Source organism: Kitasatospora sp. NPDC092948, from assembly GCF_044754805.1.
Lineage (GTDB): Bacteria > Actinomycetota > Actinomycetes > Streptomycetales > Streptomycetaceae > Kitasatospora.
Genome location: NZ_JBIVPU010000009.1, coordinates 274,783 through 290,832, shown reverse-complemented (window position 1 = coordinate 290,832; position 16,050 = coordinate 274,783). Strand labels below are relative to the sequence as shown.

The following is a 16,050-nucleotide window of genomic DNA, read 5'->3' as shown; positions in this document are numbered from 1 at the left end:
CGGGACCGTCCACACAGATGCGTGTCCGGTGCTCCCTGCCGAGCGACCAGTGAACACTACGCCGGATCCGCCCCAGGTGCAAACACCTCCCCAGGTCATCCGGTTCGAGCAGCTGAAGCGCGGCGGCCGGCGGGGCGACCCGCGCGGCGACCGCCGCCGGCGCAGCCCGTCCCGCCTCGCGGAAGCGCCGACGGCCGGCCCGGAAGGTGTCTTCCGGACCGGCCGTCGTCCTGCAGGGCGGTGGGCGTCAGCCCTGACGGCCCATCTCCTCCGCGATTGCGGCGGCGAAGGCGTCGATGTCGGCCTCGGTGGTGTCGAAGGCGGCCATCCAGCGGACCTCGCCGGTGTGCTCGTCCCAGAAGTAGAAGCGGTAGTGCTTCTGGAGGCGCTCGCTGACCTCGCGCGGGAGGATCGCGAAGACGGCGTTGGCCTGGACCGGGCGGACCACGGTGACGCCGGGGATTTCGCGGACGGCGGCCTCCAGGCGGAGGGCCATCGCGTTGGCGTGGCCGGCGTTGCGGAGCCAGAGGTCTCCGGTGAGCAGGGCCTCGAACTGGACCGAGACGAAGCGCATCTTCGAGGCGAGCTGCATCGACATCTTGCGCAGGTACTTGAGGTCGCGGACCTTCTCGGGGTTGAGCACGACCACGGCCTCGCCGAACAGCAGGCCGTTCTTGGTGCCGCCGAAGGACAGCACGTCGACGCCGGCGTCGGTGGTGAATTCGCGGAACGGGACGCCGAGGGAGGCGGCGGCGTTGGCGAGCCGGGAGCCGTCCATGTGGACGAGCATGCCGCGCTCGTGGGCGTGCTCGCAGATCGCCCGGACCTCGTCGGCGGTGTAGAGGGTGCCGAGTTCGGTGGACTGGGTGATGGAGACGGCGAGCGGCTGGGCGCGGTGCTCGTCGCCCCAGCCCCAGGCCTGCTGGTCGATCAGCTCGGGGGTGAGCTTGCCGTCGGGGGTGGCGACGGTGTGGATCTTGATGCCGGCGAGCTTCTCCGGCGCGCCGCACTCGTCGACGTTGATGTGCGCGCTGGCGGCGGCGATCACCGCGCCCCAGCGCGGCAGCAGGGCCTGCAGGGCGACCACGTTGGCGCCGGTGCCGTTGAAGACGGGGAACGCCTCGGCCCGGTCGCCGAAGTGGCGGCGGAAGACGGTCTGCAGGTGCTCGGTGTACTGGTCCTCGCCGTAGGCGATCTGGTGGCCGTCGTTGGCGAGGGCTATCGCGGCGAGGATCTCGGGGTGGACGCCGGCGTAGTTGTCGCTGGCGAAGCCGCGCACGGCGGGGTCGTGGTGCCGCACCGCGTCGGTCGGGCCGAAGGGGGTGGTCATCGGGCTGTCAGCCACAGGTGCTGTCCGTTCAGTTCTGCTGCGGGGCGGTCCCAGAGGCCCGCCAGGGTGGTGGCCAGGTCGGCGGTGTCGGTGAAGCCGGCGAACTTGGCGTCCGGCTTCTCGGCGCGCATCTCGGGGCTGACCAGGGCCTTGATGACCAGGATCGCAGCTGCGGCGGTGGGGGTTCCGTCCGCGTCGGTGGTCTCCTTCACGAAGGAGTGCGCCATCGCGAGGGTCCAGGCCTCGGTGGCGGCCTTGGCCGCGGCGTACGCGGCGCCCCCCGAGGTGGGCTTGTGCGCGGCGGCGGCGGAGACCATGGCGTAGCGGCCGGCGGGGCTGCGCAGCAGGGCGGGCTGGAAGGCCAGCGAGGTGTGCTGGAGGGTGCGCACGACGGTGTCGTGCAGGAAGTCCCAGTCGTCGATCCGGGTCTCGAAGAAGGTCTTGCTGCCGCGCCAGCCGCCGACCAGGTGGAGCAGGCCGTCGACGTGGCCGTGTTCGGCTTCGAGGTGGTCGGCCCAGTCGTGGACCTCCTGCGGGTCGAGCAGGTCGATGACCTGCCCGGTGACCTTTGCGCCGGGGACCGCGGTGCGGACGCCCTCGACGGCCTTGTCCAGGCGCTGCTGGTCGATGTCGGCGCCGATCACGGTGGCGCCGTCGGCGGCGAGGCGGCGCATGGTGGCCTGGCCGGCGGGGCCGCTGGCTCCGGCGACGGCGATGACCTTGCCGGCCAGCGGGCCGTTCACGGTGCGGGGTGCGGTGGTCACGCGGCGATCTCCTCGACGTCGGCGCTGGTGATGCCCTTGGTGTCGGCGATGACCCGGCTGAGCTTCTTGGCCAGGGCCTCGTAGAACATGCTGAGCGGGAACTCGTCGGGGTGGACGGCGTCGCACAGCGCCTTGCGCAGCGCCTTGTCGTCGGCGAGGTCGAGCGGGAGCGCCTCGGGGCCCTTGGCCCAGGTGGAGGCGGGGTGCGGGGTGAGGTACTTCGAGACCAGCTGGTAGGCGGCGATCCAGTGGGCGGTCTTGGGCCGGTCGATGCCCTCCCGGTAGAGGGTCTCGATCTCGGCGCAGAGCTGGTTGGTGACCTCGGCGACGCGCGACCAGTCGATGGTGAGGCGGTTGTCCCGCCAGCGCAGCGCGTCGTGCTTGTGCAGGTAGGCGAAGAGCAGCTGGCCGCCCATGCCGTCGTAGTTGCGGACGCGGTCGCCGGTGACCGGGAAGCGGAACATCCGGTCGAACAGGACGGCGTACTGGACGTCGCGGCCCTGGGTGTAGCCCTCGCCCTCGAGTTTGACCGACTCCTTGAAGGTGTTCAGGTCGCAGCGGAGCTCTTCGAGGCCGTACATCCAGAACGGGCTGCGCTGCTTGATCATGAACGGGTCGAAGGGCAGGTCGCCGTGGCTGTGGGTGCGGTCGTGGACCAGGTCCCACAGGACGAAGGTCTGCTGGACGCGCTCCTGGTCCTGGAGCAGGCTCGCGGCGTCGGCCGGGATGTCGAGGCCGAGCTGGCGGACGGCGCTGGTGGAGACGGTGCGGAAGCGGGCGGCCTCGCGGTCGCAGAAGATGCCGCCCCAGGTGAAACGTTCCGGCGCTTCGCGGACGGCGACCGTCTCGGGGAACAGCACGGCGGAGTTGGTGTCGTAGCCGGCGGTGAAGTCGTCGAAGGTGATGCCGAGGTAGCCGGGGTTGTCGAAGCGGGTCTTCTCCAGCTCGGCGATCCACTCGGGCCAGACGACCTTCAGCAGGACGGCTTCCAGGTTCCGGTCGGGGTTGCCGTTCTGGGTGTACATCGGGAAGACCACCAGGTGGCCGATGCCGTCGATGCGCTGCTCGTTGGGGCGGAAGGCCATCAGCGAGTCCAGGAAGTCGGGCTCCCGGTAGCCGGTGTTGGCCCACTTGGCGAGGTCGGCCCGGACGGCGGCGAGGTACTCGGCGTCGTGCGGGAAGAACGGGGCGAGCTCGGCGACAGCGGCCTGCACGGTCTCGACCAGCGGGTCCACGGTGGGGCGCGGCACGGCCGCCAGGTCGATCGAGCCGTCCTTGGACTGGAGGGGACGGAGGGCCTCGACGGCGTCCTTGAGGCGCAGCCAGGCCGGGTGTCCGGCAAGGTCGGCAGTGGGGGTGTCACCCGCGGCCGCGAGAGTCGGCGAAAGATTCTGCATCACAGGCTCACTTCGACAGGAGTTATTTCGACAAGACCACGTTAAATGCGAAAGGTCTTCCGGCTCAAGAGCAACTTGACGGCGGACGCTCCAGTTCGGTGCGCGACCGGCGTCGATCCCTGCCGCGTTGGATGAAACGGACAGATCCGGCGTCGCTTCCGGTACGGCCGACCCTGCCCCTCCCCCGGACGGCCCGCCACCGGGGGCTTCCGCTCCGTCACTGTCGGCCGCGGAGCCCCGCGCCGGGCCCCCTTCCACGCCGGGCGCAGGCCCGTCCGCGCCTCGATACGCCCCTGTTCACGCCCTGCTGCGCCCGGCCGGGGTCGGTGATGGTGGGGTGCGCGCGCACATCCGGCCGGAAGGGGAGGCGATGCACGGTCCGGCACTGGTGAACTGGCTGCTGGCGGCGCTGGCCACGGGCAGCGGCGGCTACTGCGGGTGGCGGGTGCGGCAGACCCGGTGGACCGACAGGTCCTGCGGGGACGGCCGGGCGGCCCGCCGGGAGTCGGACGTGCTGGAGGCCGCGATGGGCCTGGGCATGGCCGGCATGGCGCTGCTGCCGGGGGTGCCCTGGGGCTGGCCGTACGCGCTGCTGGCGGCGGTGCTGCTGGTGGGTGCGCTGGCCGGGCGCGGCGCGGGGCTGCGGGCGCACCGGCTGCACCACGGGATCGGCGCGCTGGCGATGGCGTACATGGCGCTGGCGATGGCGGGCGCCCCGCCGGGCGGGCATGCCGGGCACCATGCGGCGGCGGCCGGGCTGCCGGTGGTGACGGGGCTGCTGCTGGTGTACTTCGGCGGGTACGCGCTGTGGGTGGGCGGCCGGGTGATCGCCGCGGGCGGCCCGCCGGTGGCGCCGCCGCTGCCGCGGGCCTGCCGGGCCGCGATGGGGATCGGGATGGTCGCGATGCTGCTGACCATGTGAGCCGCGGGCCCGACCGGACGGCTGACGGACCGTCCGAAACCCTGCGGCGACGTGGTGTTGGTCACTGGAGGCGCCCGGCCGTTCCGCGTCGGCGTGCGGCGGCATAGGTTGGGGGGAAGCGCATCGCCGCGCCTCGAATCCCGCCTCGGGGAGCCTCTGCCATGACGGCACTGCTGAGCCTGTTGTTGCTCGGACTGCTGCTCGCCACCGTGGCGCCGAGCCGCCTGGCCCGGGCCCGCTGGCCCGAGCGAGAACCGGTGTTGGCCCTGCTGGTGTGGCAGATGCTGGTGGTCGCGGTGCTGCTGTGCTGCGTGCTGAGCCTGCTGCTGGCGAGCGCGGCCGCCCTGCCGGCCTGGCGGGACGTGGTGTTCTCGGGTGCCCCGGACGGGGTGGCGCAGGCGTACGGCCTGGCGGGCCGGGAGGGTTGGGGCCGGCTGTCGGCGGCGGTGCTGGCGGCGGGCGGGCTGTGGACGGCGCTGTCGCTGGCCCGGGAGATCCGCTCGGCGCGCGCGGAACGCGATCACCGGCACGCCCAACTGGTACGGCGTGCACCCGAGTTGCCGGCCTCGTTGCTGCCGCGCCGGCGGGCGGCCAAGGAGCCGCTGGTGGTGCTGGAGAACGTCCGGCCGCAGGCCTGGTCGCTGCCGGGGCCGCAGGCCCGGCTGGTGGTGACCACGGGAGCGCTTCAGCAGCTCTCGGACCGGGAGCTGGCGGCGGTGCTGAGCCACGAGCGGGGCCACGTCCGGGCCCGGCACCACTGGTTGGCGCAGTGTGCACAGGCGTTGGCGACGGGCTTTCCGGGGGTGGAGGTGTTCTCCGCGTTCCGGGACCAGGTGGCGGTGCTGGTGGAGCTGGCGGCGGACGATCGGGCGGCCCGCCGGCACGGGCGGGTGACCACCGCGCTGGCGCTCGCGGAGTTGAACAGCGAGGTGTTCGCGTCCTGCCCGCCGCGGCAGTTGGCACAGTCCCCGGCCCGGGTGGACCGGCTGCTGCTGGGCGAGCCCCGGCTGTCGCGGCGGGCTCGGCTGGCCTGGACACTGGCGGCGCTGGCCGCCCCCGTCACGGCGGCGCTGATCGCGGCCGCGCCGGGGCTGTCGACGCTGTTCTGAGCGGCACCGCCGCGGAACGCACGAACCGCCGGCCCGGCGTCGGCCACCGACCCGACGTCAACCGCCGATCCGAGGCCACCCGCCGATCCGGCGTCAGCCGTCAGTCGTCAGTCGTCAGCCGGACGTCAACCGTGCCGGTCGGGCGTCACCCTTCAGCCGGGCATCGTCTCGGCGAGGATCCGGCGGTGCACCGGGCGGGCCTTGCGGTAGCGCTCGCGGCCCTCGTCGGTGAGCGCGATGAAGATGCCGCGGCGGTCGTTCTCGCACAGCGAGCGCTCCACCAGGCCGGACTTCTCCATTCGGGCGACCAGTCGGGAGAAGGCGCTCTGGCTGAGGTGCACGCTGCCGGACAGCTCCTGGGCGCGCGAGCCCGTCTGGTGTTCCTCCTGCTCGAACTCCCAGAGGCGCTCCAGCAGTTCGAACTCGCTGACGCCGATTCCGAAGGACTCGCCCAGCTCGCGGTCGATGGCACAGGACGTGGCCGCATGGCAGGCCAGCACGGCGCGCCACTTCTCGCTGAGCGCCGTCTCCACTGCTGGGTCACGATCCGGGTCGAAGTCGGTCACGCCGCCACGCTAGCACATGCGTACGCATCTGTTGCGGACGCATTAAATGCACTTGCATCCCATGCACATGCATGTAGCGTACGGTGCCATGACCGACACGCGATGGACCCCACGCCTCTGGGGCGCCCTGGTGGTGCTCTGCGCCGCCATGTTCCTGGACGCCCTCGACGTCTCGATGGTGGGCGTCGCCCTGCCCTCGATCGGCGCCGATCTGCACCTCTCCGACTCCGCCCTGCAGTGGGTGGTGAGCGGCTACGTCCTGGGCTACGGCGGTCTGCTGCTGCTCGGCGGCCGCGCCGCCGACCTGCTCGGCCGCCGCCGGGTCTTCCTGATAGCCCTGGGCGTGTTCGCCGGCGCCTCGCTGCTCGGCGGTCTGGTCGACAGCGGCCCGCTGCTGATCGGCGCCCGCTTCCTGAAGGGCATCAGCGCCGCGTTCACCGCCCCGGCCGGCCTCTCCATCATCACCACCACGTTCGCCGAGGGCCCGGCCCGCAACCGCGCGCTGTCCATCTACACCACCTGCTCCGCCGCCGGCTTCTCGCTCGGCCTGGTGATCAGCGGGCTGCTGACGTCGGCCGGCTGGCGGCTGACGTTCCTGATGCCCGTTCCGATCGCGCTGATCGCCCTGTTCGCCGGCATCAAGCTGCTGCCCCGTCAGCACGGCGAGCAGCGCAGCTCCGGCGGCTACGACGTGGCGGGCGCGATCACCGGCACCGCCGCCGTCCTGCTGCTGGTCTTCACGGTCACCGAGGCGCAGGGCGTGGGCTGGCTGTCGCTGCGCACACTCGGCTCGCTGCTGCTGGTGGCGGCGCTGGCCGCGGCCTTCCTGGTGATCGAGTCGCGCACCGCGCACCCGCTGGTGCGGCTCGGCATCTTCCGCAACGCGGGCGTCCGCCGGGCGAACCTGACGGCGCTGACGCTGATGGGCTCCTACGCGGGCTTCCAGTTCGTGGCCACGCTGTACCTTCAGCGGCTGCTCGACTGGTCGGCGCTGGAGACGGCGCTCGGCCTGCTGCCCGGCGGTGCGATCGTCGCCTTCTCGGCCGGCTCGGTCAGCCGCCTGCTGGACAGGTTCGGCCCGGAGCGGGTGCTGCCGGTCGGCGTCGCCTCGATGGCCGTCGGCTACGCCCTCTTCCTCCGGCTGGACGAGCACAGCTCGTTCCTCGGCCTGGTGCTGCCGAGCATGCTGCTGATCGGCGCGGGCTTCGCGCTCGGCTTCCCGTCCATCAACGTGGCCGCCACCAACGGCGTGCCGGACGACGAGCAGGGCCTGGCCTCCGGCCTGGTGAACACCGCGCTCCAGGTCGGCGGCGCGATCGTGCTGGCCGTCACCACCGCGGTGCTCACCGCGGGCACCGGCAGCGGCACCGATGCGCACGCCCAGCTGGCCGGCTACCGGCCCGCCCTGCTGCTGGTGACGGGCACCACCACGCTCGGGCTGCTGATCGCGCTCACGGGCGCCCTGCGCAGCGGTCGGGCCAAGGCCGCCGCCGCACCGGCCCCGGTGCCGGACTACCAGTACCGGCCGCTGGAGCAGGAGGCGCTGCTGGAGCGGGAGGTGCTGTCGGAGCGCTGAGCAGCCGCGGGCCCAGCACCCCTGGGCCCGGAACCCGTGAGGTCCTACGTGTCCGCCGCCCGATCGGGCGTGCCTGACGAAGCGTCGGGGCCGGCTCCACCAAACCCCCGTGTTGGTGGAGCCGGAGCACCGCCGGTTCCGGGCCCGTCGAGCGGGCCGGACGGCGGCGCAGAAACCATGGCAGCTCGCCGGGCGTCGGTCAATCCGATTGGCCGCCCCGATACCGAACTGCGGCCCGCCGCGCCGCAGGAAGCAGGCCATTCGGCCGCCCCCACAAGCGATCTGACACACCGTCGGCCCAGGTCGGACCGATCGGCCCCGCCGGCCCCGCCGGCCCCGCCAGCCCCGCCGGCCCGGCCAGCCCGACCGGGCCTGGCGTCACTGGTTCTTGAGGATGCCCTGGAGCAGGTCGAGGGTCTGCTGCGGGGTCAGGCTGTCCACGCAGAGCCGCTCCATGACCTGGACGTACTCGTCCACGTCGTCGCGCTTGTCCAGGTACAGCGCACTGGTGAGCTGCTCCAGGTAGACCACGTCGGGCAGGTCCTGCTCCGGGAAGCGCAGCACCGAGAACGCGCCGCTCTCACCGGCGTGCGCGCCGAACCGGAAGGGCATCACCTGGAGTATCACGCTGGGGAGTTGGGCGAGGTCGACCAGGTGCTCCAGCTGGGCGCGCATCACCTCGGGGCCGCCGACCGGCCGGCGCAGCGCCGCCTCGTCGATGACGGCCCACAGCTTCGGGCCGCGACCCTCGGTGAGCAGCTTCTGTCGCCGGGCGCGCAGCGCGACCCGGCGCTCGATCTCGTCGTCGGCGAGCGCGGGCCGGTTCTGCGCGAAGATCGCCCGGGCGTACTCGTCGCACTGGAGCAGGCCGGGGACGAACTGCACCTCGTAGGTGCGGATCAGCGCGGCGGCCTCCTCCAGGCCCATGTAGGTCTGGAACCAGTTCGGCAGCACGTCGTTGTAACTGTGCCACCAGCCCGACTTGTTGGCCTCGCGGACCAGGGCGAGCAGGGTCTCGCGCTCGGCGCCGCCGGCCAGGCCGTAGAGGCTGAGCAGGTCGGCGACGTCACGCTCCTTGAAGGAGACCCGGCCGAGTTCCATCCGGCTGATCTTGGACTCCGAGGCGCGGATCGCATAGCCGGCGTCCTCCCGGCTGATCGCGCAACTCTCGCGGAGCCGGCGGAGCTGGGAGCCGAGGAGGATGCGGCGCACCATCGAGCCCCCACCGGGCTGCACTGTGGTCATCTGACCAAACCTCCACTCGGAAAGACCAGTTGCACAGTCTGCCATCACTTGGACGCACTGAGTGCCGGTAGTAGTGCGCTGGGCTACCGGTTCTGACGCGCAGACACCATCTTGCACGTGCATCCGGTGCATGCATATGCCAATCGCACGACTGCACGTGAATCGACTCTTGCATCTGCCGTGAGCGCAGAGGACCATGGTGCACGTGCACTTGCACGCCCTTGGCAACCCCGCGGGCTCCGCGTCGACAGCTTGCGCGATTCCGCACACCCGTCCCGGCAACGCCCGTGCGTCGCTGGGTACTTGCGTGTGCGCGCAGCGGTCGGGCGCGGCGGCCAGAGCGGCCGAGCGAGTCGGAGGTGACCGGCATGACCCCGGTGGGTCCCGCCGTGTCCGCCCCCTTATGGGAGGAGCTCTTCATGAGCACCGGTACGGCCCTGGCGACCGACCCGCATGTGGTCAGCTGCACGCTCGCTCCCCGCTTCGAAGCCGTACGCACCGCGCGGGAGTTCGCCCGGACCACCCTCGAGGGCTGGGGGCTCGGTGACCTCTTCGACGATGTCGCCCTGGTGGCCTCAGAGTTGGTGACCAACGCGCTGCGGCACGCGCTCGGCCAGCGCGAGCCGTCCCGCGTCCCGACCCAGACCACCCCTCAACTGGCGGTCGGCTCACTGCCGATCCGGATCAGCCTGGTGCACCGGGCCCCGCAGGTGGTGTGCGCGGTGAGCGACCCGTCCAGCGCCGGCCCGATCGCCCGGGAGGCCGACTTCGTGGCGGAGTCCGGCCGCGGACTGCACCTGGTGGACTCCTTCTCCCGCTCCTGGGGCTGGCACCCGCTGGCAGGCGCGGGCAAGGTGGTGTGGGCCGTGTTCGACGCCCACGAGCCGGAGCCGGCCGCCGAAGCCCCGTTGCCCAACCTCGGCCGGCACCGCCGCTCCGCCTGACGCGCCGCTCCGCCTGACGCGCCGCTCCCCCTCTGCTGCACCCGACGCCGACCGCACCGCCCTCCGACCCGACTGCGCCACCCTCCGGCCCCACCGACCGCCGACCGCACCGCCAGACCACCGGCCGGCCGGCCGGAGGCCACCGCGCCCCGAGACCGAACAGCCCGAGGCCCCGGCCCGAGGCCGCCGAGGTGCCGGGCCGCCGAAGTCCAAAGCCGGACCGGACCGGCCCCGGCCCCGGCCCCGGCCCCGGCCACAAAAAGGGAAGCCCGGCCTCGAAGAGGGAAGCCCGGGGCCGCAAGCGCCGAACCGAACGCCCGGAGCGGGAGCCCCGGAGCGGGAGCCCCGGAGCGGGAGCCCCGGAGCGGGAAGCCCCGGAGCGGGAAGCCCCGAACCGAACGCCCACAGCCAGGCGCCCGAACCGGGAACCGGCAGCCGCCGGCCGGGCGTCGCTGAAACTGAAGCAGGAAGCCGAAAAACACAGAGGCCGTCGTGGGATCTCCCACGACGGCCCGAGGGGCATCGTCCTTGACACACCGTCAGGGGTTGCCCAGGTGGTCGAACTCCCCGTCCTTCACGCCGAGCAGCATGGCGTCGATCTCCGCGCGGGTGTAGACCAGCGCTGGCCCGTCGGGGAAGCGCGAGTTGCGCATCGCGACGTCGCCGTTCGGCAGCGCGGCGAACTCCACGCAGTTGCCCTTCGAGTTGCTGTAGCCGCTCTTCTGCCAGACCACGTCGAGGTCCGCCGCCGCCATGCCGTTGTACGCCTCACCCATTGATTTCTCCCCAGACCCTGGTGAATGCCTCACTTGACGTGATGATAGCTCGGCTGCACGTGCATCAGCATGGGATATTTCCCGTGCAAAAGACCGTGCCGATGCTGTCACCAACCCTTCACAGGGCCGTAATTGACGGTGCGTAAGGGGACACAGTCGATCAAATCGACCAACTCGCCATGACCGTCCGCACACGGCCGTCAGCGCGTTGTCGATCATCACCGCCCGCCTCGCGCCTCACAGCCAGTCACAACTGCCGCTGTGATGACCGTCACTTCCTGGCGGAAAGCCGCCCACTGTCGGTATCCGGCTGCAAGGTGCGCTGGGCAATGACCTACGATCTGGCGCATGAGCACCGCAGCCATCCCGGGCGCGCCACTGCCCGTCCGTACGCCAGGCTCCCGTGCGCGGGGGCGCCACCGCCGTCCCGAGCGCCCCGAGATCATGGCCGGCTCGCCTGCCCTGGTGCTGGCGGTTCCGGCCGTCGCCGGGCCGGAGACCCGCCCGGTCGTCGAAGAGCTGCTGTCCATCGTGCGCGGCGACCAGCCGGGCATCGAGGTGACGGCCGCTTACCTGGGCGGCGAGGACGCTCCGACGGTGGCCGACCTGCTGACCGCGGCGGCCGAGGCCGGCCTGGCCGCGCCGGTGGTGCTGCCGCTGGTTCCCGGGCCGCACGAGTTCCTGCCGGAGTTGTACAAGGCGGCCGCCGAGACCGGCGCCGCGGTGCTGGACCCGCTGGGCCCGCACCCGCTGCTGGCCGAGGCGGTGCACGTGCGGCTGTCCGAGGCGGACCTGGCCCGCGCCGACCGCGCCCGCCTGTTCGCGATCGCCACCGCCGCCGACGGCGTGGTGCTGACCACCACCGGTGGCGAGGAGGCCGCTGCCGCCGCCGGCATCACCGGTGTGCTGCTGGCCGCCCGCCTCGCCGTGCCGGTGGTCCCGGCCGCGCTGGACGTGCCGGGCTCGGTCGCCGCGGCCGTCAACCACCTGAAGGCCACCGGCTGCGAGCGCCCCGCGCTGGCCCCGCTGGTGATCGGCCCGGAGGCCGACCCGGAGCTGCTGGCCGCCGCCGCCGAGGAGACCGGCTGCCCGAGCGCCGCCCCGATCGGCGCCTACCCGACGGTCGCTCAGCTGATCGCCTCCAGCTACCTGGCGGCGCTCCCCGAACCCACCCAGGAGCAGTTGGAGGCCGCGGCGGCCGCCGCGGCCGAGCAGCGCACCACGCCGGGGGCGCACGCGGCGCGCTGACGCGCCGTCCGAGGACCGCGGCGGGCGGGAGCAGCGCATCGACGCGCTCCCGCCCGCCGCGCTTTCATGTCCGCCGGGACGTCAGCCGGTGACGCGTCCGGTCCGCGGAGCGCTGTCGGTGAACTTCAGCGCGGGCAGCGCGACCTGCCGGGGCGGTGTGGGCGCGTTCGCGGGGCCGGTGGCGGCGTTCCACGGCCCGGCGGCGAGTCCGGGCGCGGGTTTGGTGAGCGCGACGGTCTGCGACTGCCCGGCCTTGCGGAACAGGATCTGCTTGGGCGCGGGCGCGTCGGGGTCGAGCCACAGCTCGGGCCCGTCGCCGAACTCGCAGTCCAGCACCGCGATGTCGTCGGGCTTGCCGTCGGCGGTGGCCCGGAACGCCACGCCCGCCTTGCGGTAGCCGGTCAGCCGGCTGCGGCTCAGGGTCACCGGCTCGCCGTCGAGCTGGTGCTTGAGGGTGGCCACGGCGTAGTCGGACTGCCCGGCGGCGTCGATCAGCAGCCCGTCGAACCCGGTGCCCCTGTCACGGCCGAGCGCGTGGACGGCGATCCCGCCGGCGGCGTTGCCGTACAGCACCGAGGCACTGTAGGCGAAGTCGTTCAGGTAGGCGCCGTGCTCGATGCCCCAGCCGCCGTTGTGGTAGGCGGCGAACCCGGTCACGGTGTGGGCGTGTTCGGAGTTCTGCCACACGAAGATGCCGTCCTCCAGGTTGTTGTGCGCCAGACAGTTCTCGAACGTCCACACCCCCTCGCTGTTCTCCGGCCACTCGTACCCGGACGCGCCGGTGGCGCCCTGCACGCCGACGGCCACGCAGTCCCGTGCCGACGAGCCGGTGCCCGCGCCGAGGCTGAAGCCGGTCAGCCGGTAGCCGCGCGGGTTGGGCTCGAACACGGTCCGGGAGGCGACGCACCCCTGGTAGGCGATGTCGTCGGACGGCACCTGCGGATTCCGCGTGTCGACCGGGCCGTCCCACCAGTACGCGTCCTCCCAGGTGTTGTGGGAGATGCAGCCGCGGAAGGTGATGCCGTGGCTGTTGTGCGGCACGAACGCGTGGCTGCCGGCGTCGCGGACCACCACGCCCTCGACCACGGTGCCGCGGGAGGTGTCCAGCAGCATGTGGAAGTGCAGCCCGTACCGGCCGAGCACCGGTTCGGTGACGGGCTGCCCGTTCCAGCTCTCCTTGCCGACCGCCCGCGGCCCGACGTACCGCAGCGCGGCGTGCCGGAGGTCGGCCGGGCGGCTGGACGTCAGGTGGACGTGGGCCCGGCCCTGTTCGGCGCCCTCGATCCGGACGTTGCGGGTCAGGTTGAGCACCTCCGCGCCGAACACCGCGCCGCCGCCGGCGTTCACCTGCGGATGGGCGTGCTGGAGCGGTGCGGCGAGGGTGACGGTCGGGCCGTCGATCCGCTGGACCGTCACCAGGTCGTACGCGCTGGAGAAGTCGTCGGCGGAGGGCGGCGCGGTCGGCGTGACGGCGAGTTCGTCGCCCACCTGCCATCCCTCGGGGGCCGCCGCCAGCCGCACCGCGGTGTCGCCGGCCTTCAACCCGCCGGCAGCCCGCACCCAGGCGGTGCGGGGCGCGCCGTCCAGGCGCAGGTAGCCGCGGCCGGTGACCCACAGGCCGGTGTCGGTGTCGACGACGGTCATGCCACCGCCCTGGAAGCGGCGTTCGTCGATGTCGGGGAAGCGCAGCGTGTGGGTGTGCGCCGAGTCGGGGGCGAGGGCGAGGATGCCGCGGACCTCGACGTTGCCGCCGCTCTCCAGGGTCGGCGAGCGGTCCTTGGCGAACACCAGCGAGCCGCCGGTGTCGATCAGCAGCGAGCCGACCCGGGCGTCGGTGTCGAGCACCACCTTGTCGGTGATCCGCACGGCACTGCCCGGCCCGGGCACCTTGCCGCCCCAGCCCTTGGCATCGGACCACTTCCGTCCGCTCTCGTCCAGCACCGGCGGAGCCTGCGCCGGTGCCGCCTGGGCCGGCTGCCCGTGGACGGGCGAGCCCTGGATCGGTTGCGGGCCCCCCGGTGTCACCGCCGCCCCGGCCAGCGACTGCCGCAGCACCACTCCCCCGCCGACCGCCGTCACCGTCCCGACGGCCAGCCAGGTCAGCATCCGCCGCCGCCCCAGCAGGGGCCGCCGATGCCGCCCGTTCACGCTCTGCTCCACGATGGCCGCCTCCCGAACGCACGCAGGGACTCCGAATCGTCGGGGGCAGCATAAGTGGCGGCCCCGGAGATATCGGCGACTTCCGAGGCGGTTAAGCATTCTGACGTATCGTCATTCGTCAGTTCGACAGAAATGAGGGCGGGCTGGATTTCACGGACCGTCAACATCAGGTGGACAGAACTGGGCAAAACACCCCAGTGATGCGATCACGAATGCCGCGAAGATGAACATTTACCCACCAAGCGGCATAACCTACCAAAACGGGCACAAGATCACCAATTCCCTGACGGGGCAGCAGTTCTCCCGAAATGCGGCGGAGTTCGCCCGGAATTCCTTGATCACCATTTCCCGGCCCGGTGACGGCCGTCACAGGCATTTGCTAATCGTCCTTAAATCCGCTTAATCTCCTGCCCACGTTCGTGGTCACACGGACCCAGCTCACCCGGAACGCCGAGTCCTGCCGCCGGGTGTGCCGGCTCATGCAAAAACGCACCGCGGCAGGGGCGGGGGAACCAGGTAAGTCGCCCTGGGGCGGTCCTGACGGACCGGTCCGGGGCTTGGGGTGAAGCCGTGCGCACCGTCACCGGTGTGCGCGGCCGGGCAACTCCAGCCCGAATCCGACAGCTCACCTCGCAGGCGTGGGAGAGGATCGCATCTTCATGCTGCCCATCAGCACCAAGCGTGCCCGCCGCCTGATCGCCACCACCGGTGTCGTGGGCATCGGCCTCACCGTTCCCGGCCTGGCCGCCGGCACCGCCTCCGCCGCGTCCGTGGCCACCTGGGACAAGGTCGCCCAGTGCGAGTCCAGCGGCAACTGGTCGATCAACACCGGCAACGGCTTCTACGGCGGCCTGCAGTTCACCGCCTCCACCTGGGCCGCCTTCGGTGGCACCGCCTTCGCCCCGCGCGCCGACCTGGCCACCAAGGACCAGCAGATCGCCGTCGCCGAGAAGGTGCTGGCCTCGCAGGGCCCCGGCGCCTGGCCGGTGTGCTCGGTCCAGGCCGGCCTGACCAAGGGCGGCGCCGCCCCGCAGGTCGACACCTCCGCCAAGCCGTCCACCTCGCAGGACACCACGCAGAAGCAGACTCCGGCCCAGCCGCAGGCCCCGAAGCAGTCCCAGGCCCCGCAGCAGACCCAGCAGACCAAGCCCCAGGCCAAGCCCCAGGCGCAGCCGCAGGCCGCCCAGCAGGCCCCCCAGGCCGACGGCAGCTACACCGTGGTGGCCGGCGACTGGCTGTCCGCCATCGCCCAGCACCAGAACGTCGAGGGCGGCTGGCAGAAGCTGTACGAGCTGAACCGCTCCGTCCTCTCCGAGGGTCCGGACATGATCTACCCGGGTCAGAAGCTGGCGCTCGGCAACGTCGCGGTCGCCCAGACCCCGACCCAGCAGTCCACCAAGCCCGCCACCGGCTCGAACTGGAACGGCAACCGCTCCGGCGGCCAGTCCTCCAACACGCCGGCGCCGAGCACCCCCGCCCCGGCGAAGCCGGCCACCCCGGCCACCCCGGCCAAGCCCGCCGCCACCACCACGACCACGACCTCCACCGCCACCACCGCGGTCAAGGCGACCGGTTCGAAGGCCGCGGCGATCGACTTCGCGCTGTCGAAGGTCGGTCAGCCGTACATCTACGGCGGCACCGGCAACGGCGGCTGGGACTGCTCGGGCCTGACCCAGGCGGCGTTCCGCCAGGCCGGCATCAGCCTGCCGCGCGTCGCCGCGGACCAGGCCGACTACGCGACCCGGGTCTCGCTGAACAGCCTGCAGCCGGGCGACCTGCTGTTCTGGTCGAACAACGGCTCCAACTCGGGCGTGTACCACGTCGCGATCTACATCGGCGACGGCAAGTACGTCGAGGCCGCCAACCCGAAGTCGGGCGTGAAGACCGAGACCATCGCCAACTGGGCGCCGGACTTCGCCGGTCGGGTCTGACACCCCGCGCAGTGACGGCTGCGGCCCCCGGAGACCTGGTCGGCTCCGGGGGCCGCGGCCTTTTTGCACAATCTCCGTTACT

14 protein-coding genes and 1 riboswitch are annotated in these 16,050 nt (G+C 72.3%); of the genes, 6 read left to right on the top strand and 8 right to left on the bottom strand.

Translation table 11 applies throughout. From position 1 onward, the window contains the following. Positions 1-247: 247 nt before the first annotated feature. From ACIQF6_RS25545 to ACIQF6_RS25535, 3 genes are read right to left on the bottom strand one after another with little or no spacing between them, the layout of a single operon-like run. Positions 248-1,330 carry a threonine aldolase family protein gene (locus ACIQF6_RS25545; RefSeq protein ID WP_400898878.1) on the bottom strand — a complete coding sequence of 361 codons (1,083 nt, stop codon included), beginning with the start codon at positions 1,328-1,330 and terminating at the stop codon, positions 248-250. Continuing rightward, the gene (locus ACIQF6_RS25540) at positions 1,327-2,094 is read right to left on the bottom strand and encodes an SDR family NAD(P)-dependent oxidoreductase (protein ID WP_400898847.1); all 768 of its coding nucleotides are present in this window, start codon (positions 2,092-2,094) and stop codon (positions 1,327-1,329) included. The genes ACIQF6_RS25545 and ACIQF6_RS25540 overlap by 4 nt, the downstream gene beginning before the upstream one ends. After that, the gene (locus ACIQF6_RS25535; protein WP_400898845.1) at positions 2,091-3,491 is read right to left on the bottom strand and encodes a DUF6421 family protein; all 1,401 of its coding nucleotides are present in this window, start codon (positions 3,489-3,491) and stop codon (positions 2,091-2,093) included. Before ACIQF6_RS25535 ends, ACIQF6_RS25540 begins: the two co-directional genes overlap by 4 nt. A 370-nt stretch (positions 3,492-3,861) precedes the next feature. On the opposite strand from ACIQF6_RS25535, the gene ACIQF6_RS25530 reads away from it, so the two are divergent. Then, positions 3,862-4,413 (top strand): DUF5134 domain-containing protein, encoded by a 552-nt coding sequence (locus tag ACIQF6_RS25530; RefSeq protein ID WP_400898843.1) that lies wholly within the window; start codon positions 3,862-3,864, stop codon positions 4,411-4,413. A 161-nt stretch (positions 4,414-4,574) separates the two neighbouring features. Beyond that, a complete protein-coding gene (locus ACIQF6_RS25525; RefSeq protein WP_400898841.1) occupies positions 4,575-5,522 on the top strand; it encodes a M56 family metallopeptidase in 948 nt (315 codons plus the stop codon). 152 nt (positions 5,523-5,674) lie between these two features. On the opposite strand, the gene ACIQF6_RS25520 is transcribed toward ACIQF6_RS25525, so the two are convergent. Next, on the bottom strand, positions 5,675-6,088 hold the full coding sequence (locus ACIQF6_RS25520) for a MarR family winged helix-turn-helix transcriptional regulator (RefSeq protein WP_400898839.1): 414 nt from the start codon (positions 6,086-6,088) through the stop codon (positions 5,675-5,677). Between the two features lie 88 nt (positions 6,089-6,176). On the opposite strand from ACIQF6_RS25520, the gene ACIQF6_RS25515 reads away from it, so the two are divergent. Next, positions 6,177-7,664, top strand: a complete 1,488-nt coding sequence (locus ACIQF6_RS25515) for an MFS transporter (RefSeq protein ID WP_400898837.1) — start codon at positions 6,177-6,179, stop codon at positions 7,662-7,664. Between the two features lie 378 nt (positions 7,665-8,042). Here ACIQF6_RS25515 and ACIQF6_RS25510 read toward each other — a convergent pair whose 3' ends face one another. After that, positions 8,043-8,909, bottom strand: coding sequence for a helix-turn-helix domain-containing protein (locus ACIQF6_RS25510; RefSeq protein ID WP_400898835.1), 867 nt, complete (start codon positions 8,907-8,909; stop codon positions 8,043-8,045). Positions 8,910-9,328: 419 nt separating this feature from the next. Between ACIQF6_RS25510 and ACIQF6_RS25505 the strand changes: the two genes are divergently transcribed. Then, positions 9,329-9,853, top strand: coding sequence for an ATP-binding protein (locus tag ACIQF6_RS25505; protein ID WP_400898833.1), 525 nt, complete (start codon positions 9,329-9,331; stop codon positions 9,851-9,853). Between the two features lie 539 nt (positions 9,854-10,392). Here ACIQF6_RS25505 and ACIQF6_RS25500 read toward each other — a convergent pair. Beyond that, positions 10,393-10,629 (bottom strand): DUF397 domain-containing protein, encoded by a 237-nt coding sequence (locus tag ACIQF6_RS25500; protein WP_400898831.1) that lies wholly within the window; start codon positions 10,627-10,629, stop codon positions 10,393-10,395. A gap of 348 nt (positions 10,630-10,977) precedes the next feature. On the opposite strand from ACIQF6_RS25500, the gene ACIQF6_RS25495 reads away from it, so the two are divergent. Continuing rightward, a complete protein-coding gene (locus ACIQF6_RS25495; protein ID WP_400898829.1) occupies positions 10,978-11,877 on the top strand; it encodes a sirohydrochlorin chelatase in 900 nt (299 codons plus the stop codon). Positions 11,878-11,958: 81 nt separating this feature from the next. On the opposite strand, the gene ACIQF6_RS25490 is transcribed toward ACIQF6_RS25495, so the two are convergent. Further along, complete coding sequence (locus ACIQF6_RS25490) at positions 11,959-14,037, bottom strand: hypothetical protein (RefSeq protein ID WP_400898827.1); 2,079 nt, start codon at positions 14,035-14,037, stop codon at positions 11,959-11,961. A 166-nt stretch (positions 14,038-14,203) separates the two neighbouring features. Beyond that, on the bottom strand, positions 14,204-14,407 hold the full coding sequence (locus tag ACIQF6_RS25485) for a hypothetical protein (RefSeq protein ID WP_400898826.1): 204 nt from the start codon (positions 14,405-14,407) through the stop codon (positions 14,204-14,206). A 108-nt stretch (positions 14,408-14,515) separates the two neighbouring features. After that, positions 14,516-14,689, top strand: a riboswitch (cyclic di-AMP (ydaO/yuaA leader). 7 nt (positions 14,690-14,696) lie between these two features. Between ACIQF6_RS25485 and ACIQF6_RS25480 the strand changes: the two genes are divergently transcribed. Then, on the top strand, positions 14,697-15,968 hold the full coding sequence (locus ACIQF6_RS25480; RefSeq protein ID WP_400898825.1) for a transglycosylase family protein: 1,272 nt from the start codon (positions 14,697-14,699) through the stop codon (positions 15,966-15,968). Positions 15,969-16,050 lie beyond the last annotated feature (82 nt).

Bases quoted from the DNA above. Each gene is read 5' to 3' on its own strand.
- ACIQF6_RS25545 (WP_400898878.1), bottom strand. From the start codon at position 1,330: ATGACCACCCCCTTCGGCCCGACCGACGCGGTGCGGCACCACGACCCC.
- ACIQF6_RS25535 (WP_400898845.1), bottom strand. From the start codon at position 3,491: ATGCAGAATCTTTCGCCGACTCTCGCGGCCGCGGGTGACACCCCCACT.
- ACIQF6_RS25530 (WP_400898843.1), top strand. From the start codon at position 3,862: ATGCACGGTCCGGCACTGGTGAACTGGCTGCTGGCGGCGCTGGCCACG.
- ACIQF6_RS25525 (WP_400898841.1), top strand. From the start codon at position 4,575: ATGACGGCACTGCTGAGCCTGTTGTTGCTCGGACTGCTGCTCGCCACC.
- ACIQF6_RS25515 (WP_400898837.1), top strand. From the start codon at position 6,177: ATGACCGACACGCGATGGACCCCACGCCTCTGGGGCGCCCTGGTGGTG.
- ACIQF6_RS25510 (WP_400898835.1), bottom strand. From the start codon at position 8,909: ATGACCACAGTGCAGCCCGGTGGGGGCTCGATGGTGCGCCGCATCCTC.
- ACIQF6_RS25505 (WP_400898833.1), top strand. From the start codon at position 9,329: ATGAGCACCGGTACGGCCCTGGCGACCGACCCGCATGTGGTCAGCTGC.
- ACIQF6_RS25500 (WP_400898831.1), bottom strand. From the start codon at position 10,629: ATGGGTGAGGCGTACAACGGCATGGCGGCGGCGGACCTCGACGTGGTC.
- ACIQF6_RS25495 (WP_400898829.1), top strand. From the start codon at position 10,978: ATGAGCACCGCAGCCATCCCGGGCGCGCCACTGCCCGTCCGTACGCCA.
- ACIQF6_RS25480 (WP_400898825.1), top strand. From the start codon at position 14,697: ATGCTGCCCATCAGCACCAAGCGTGCCCGCCGCCTGATCGCCACCACC.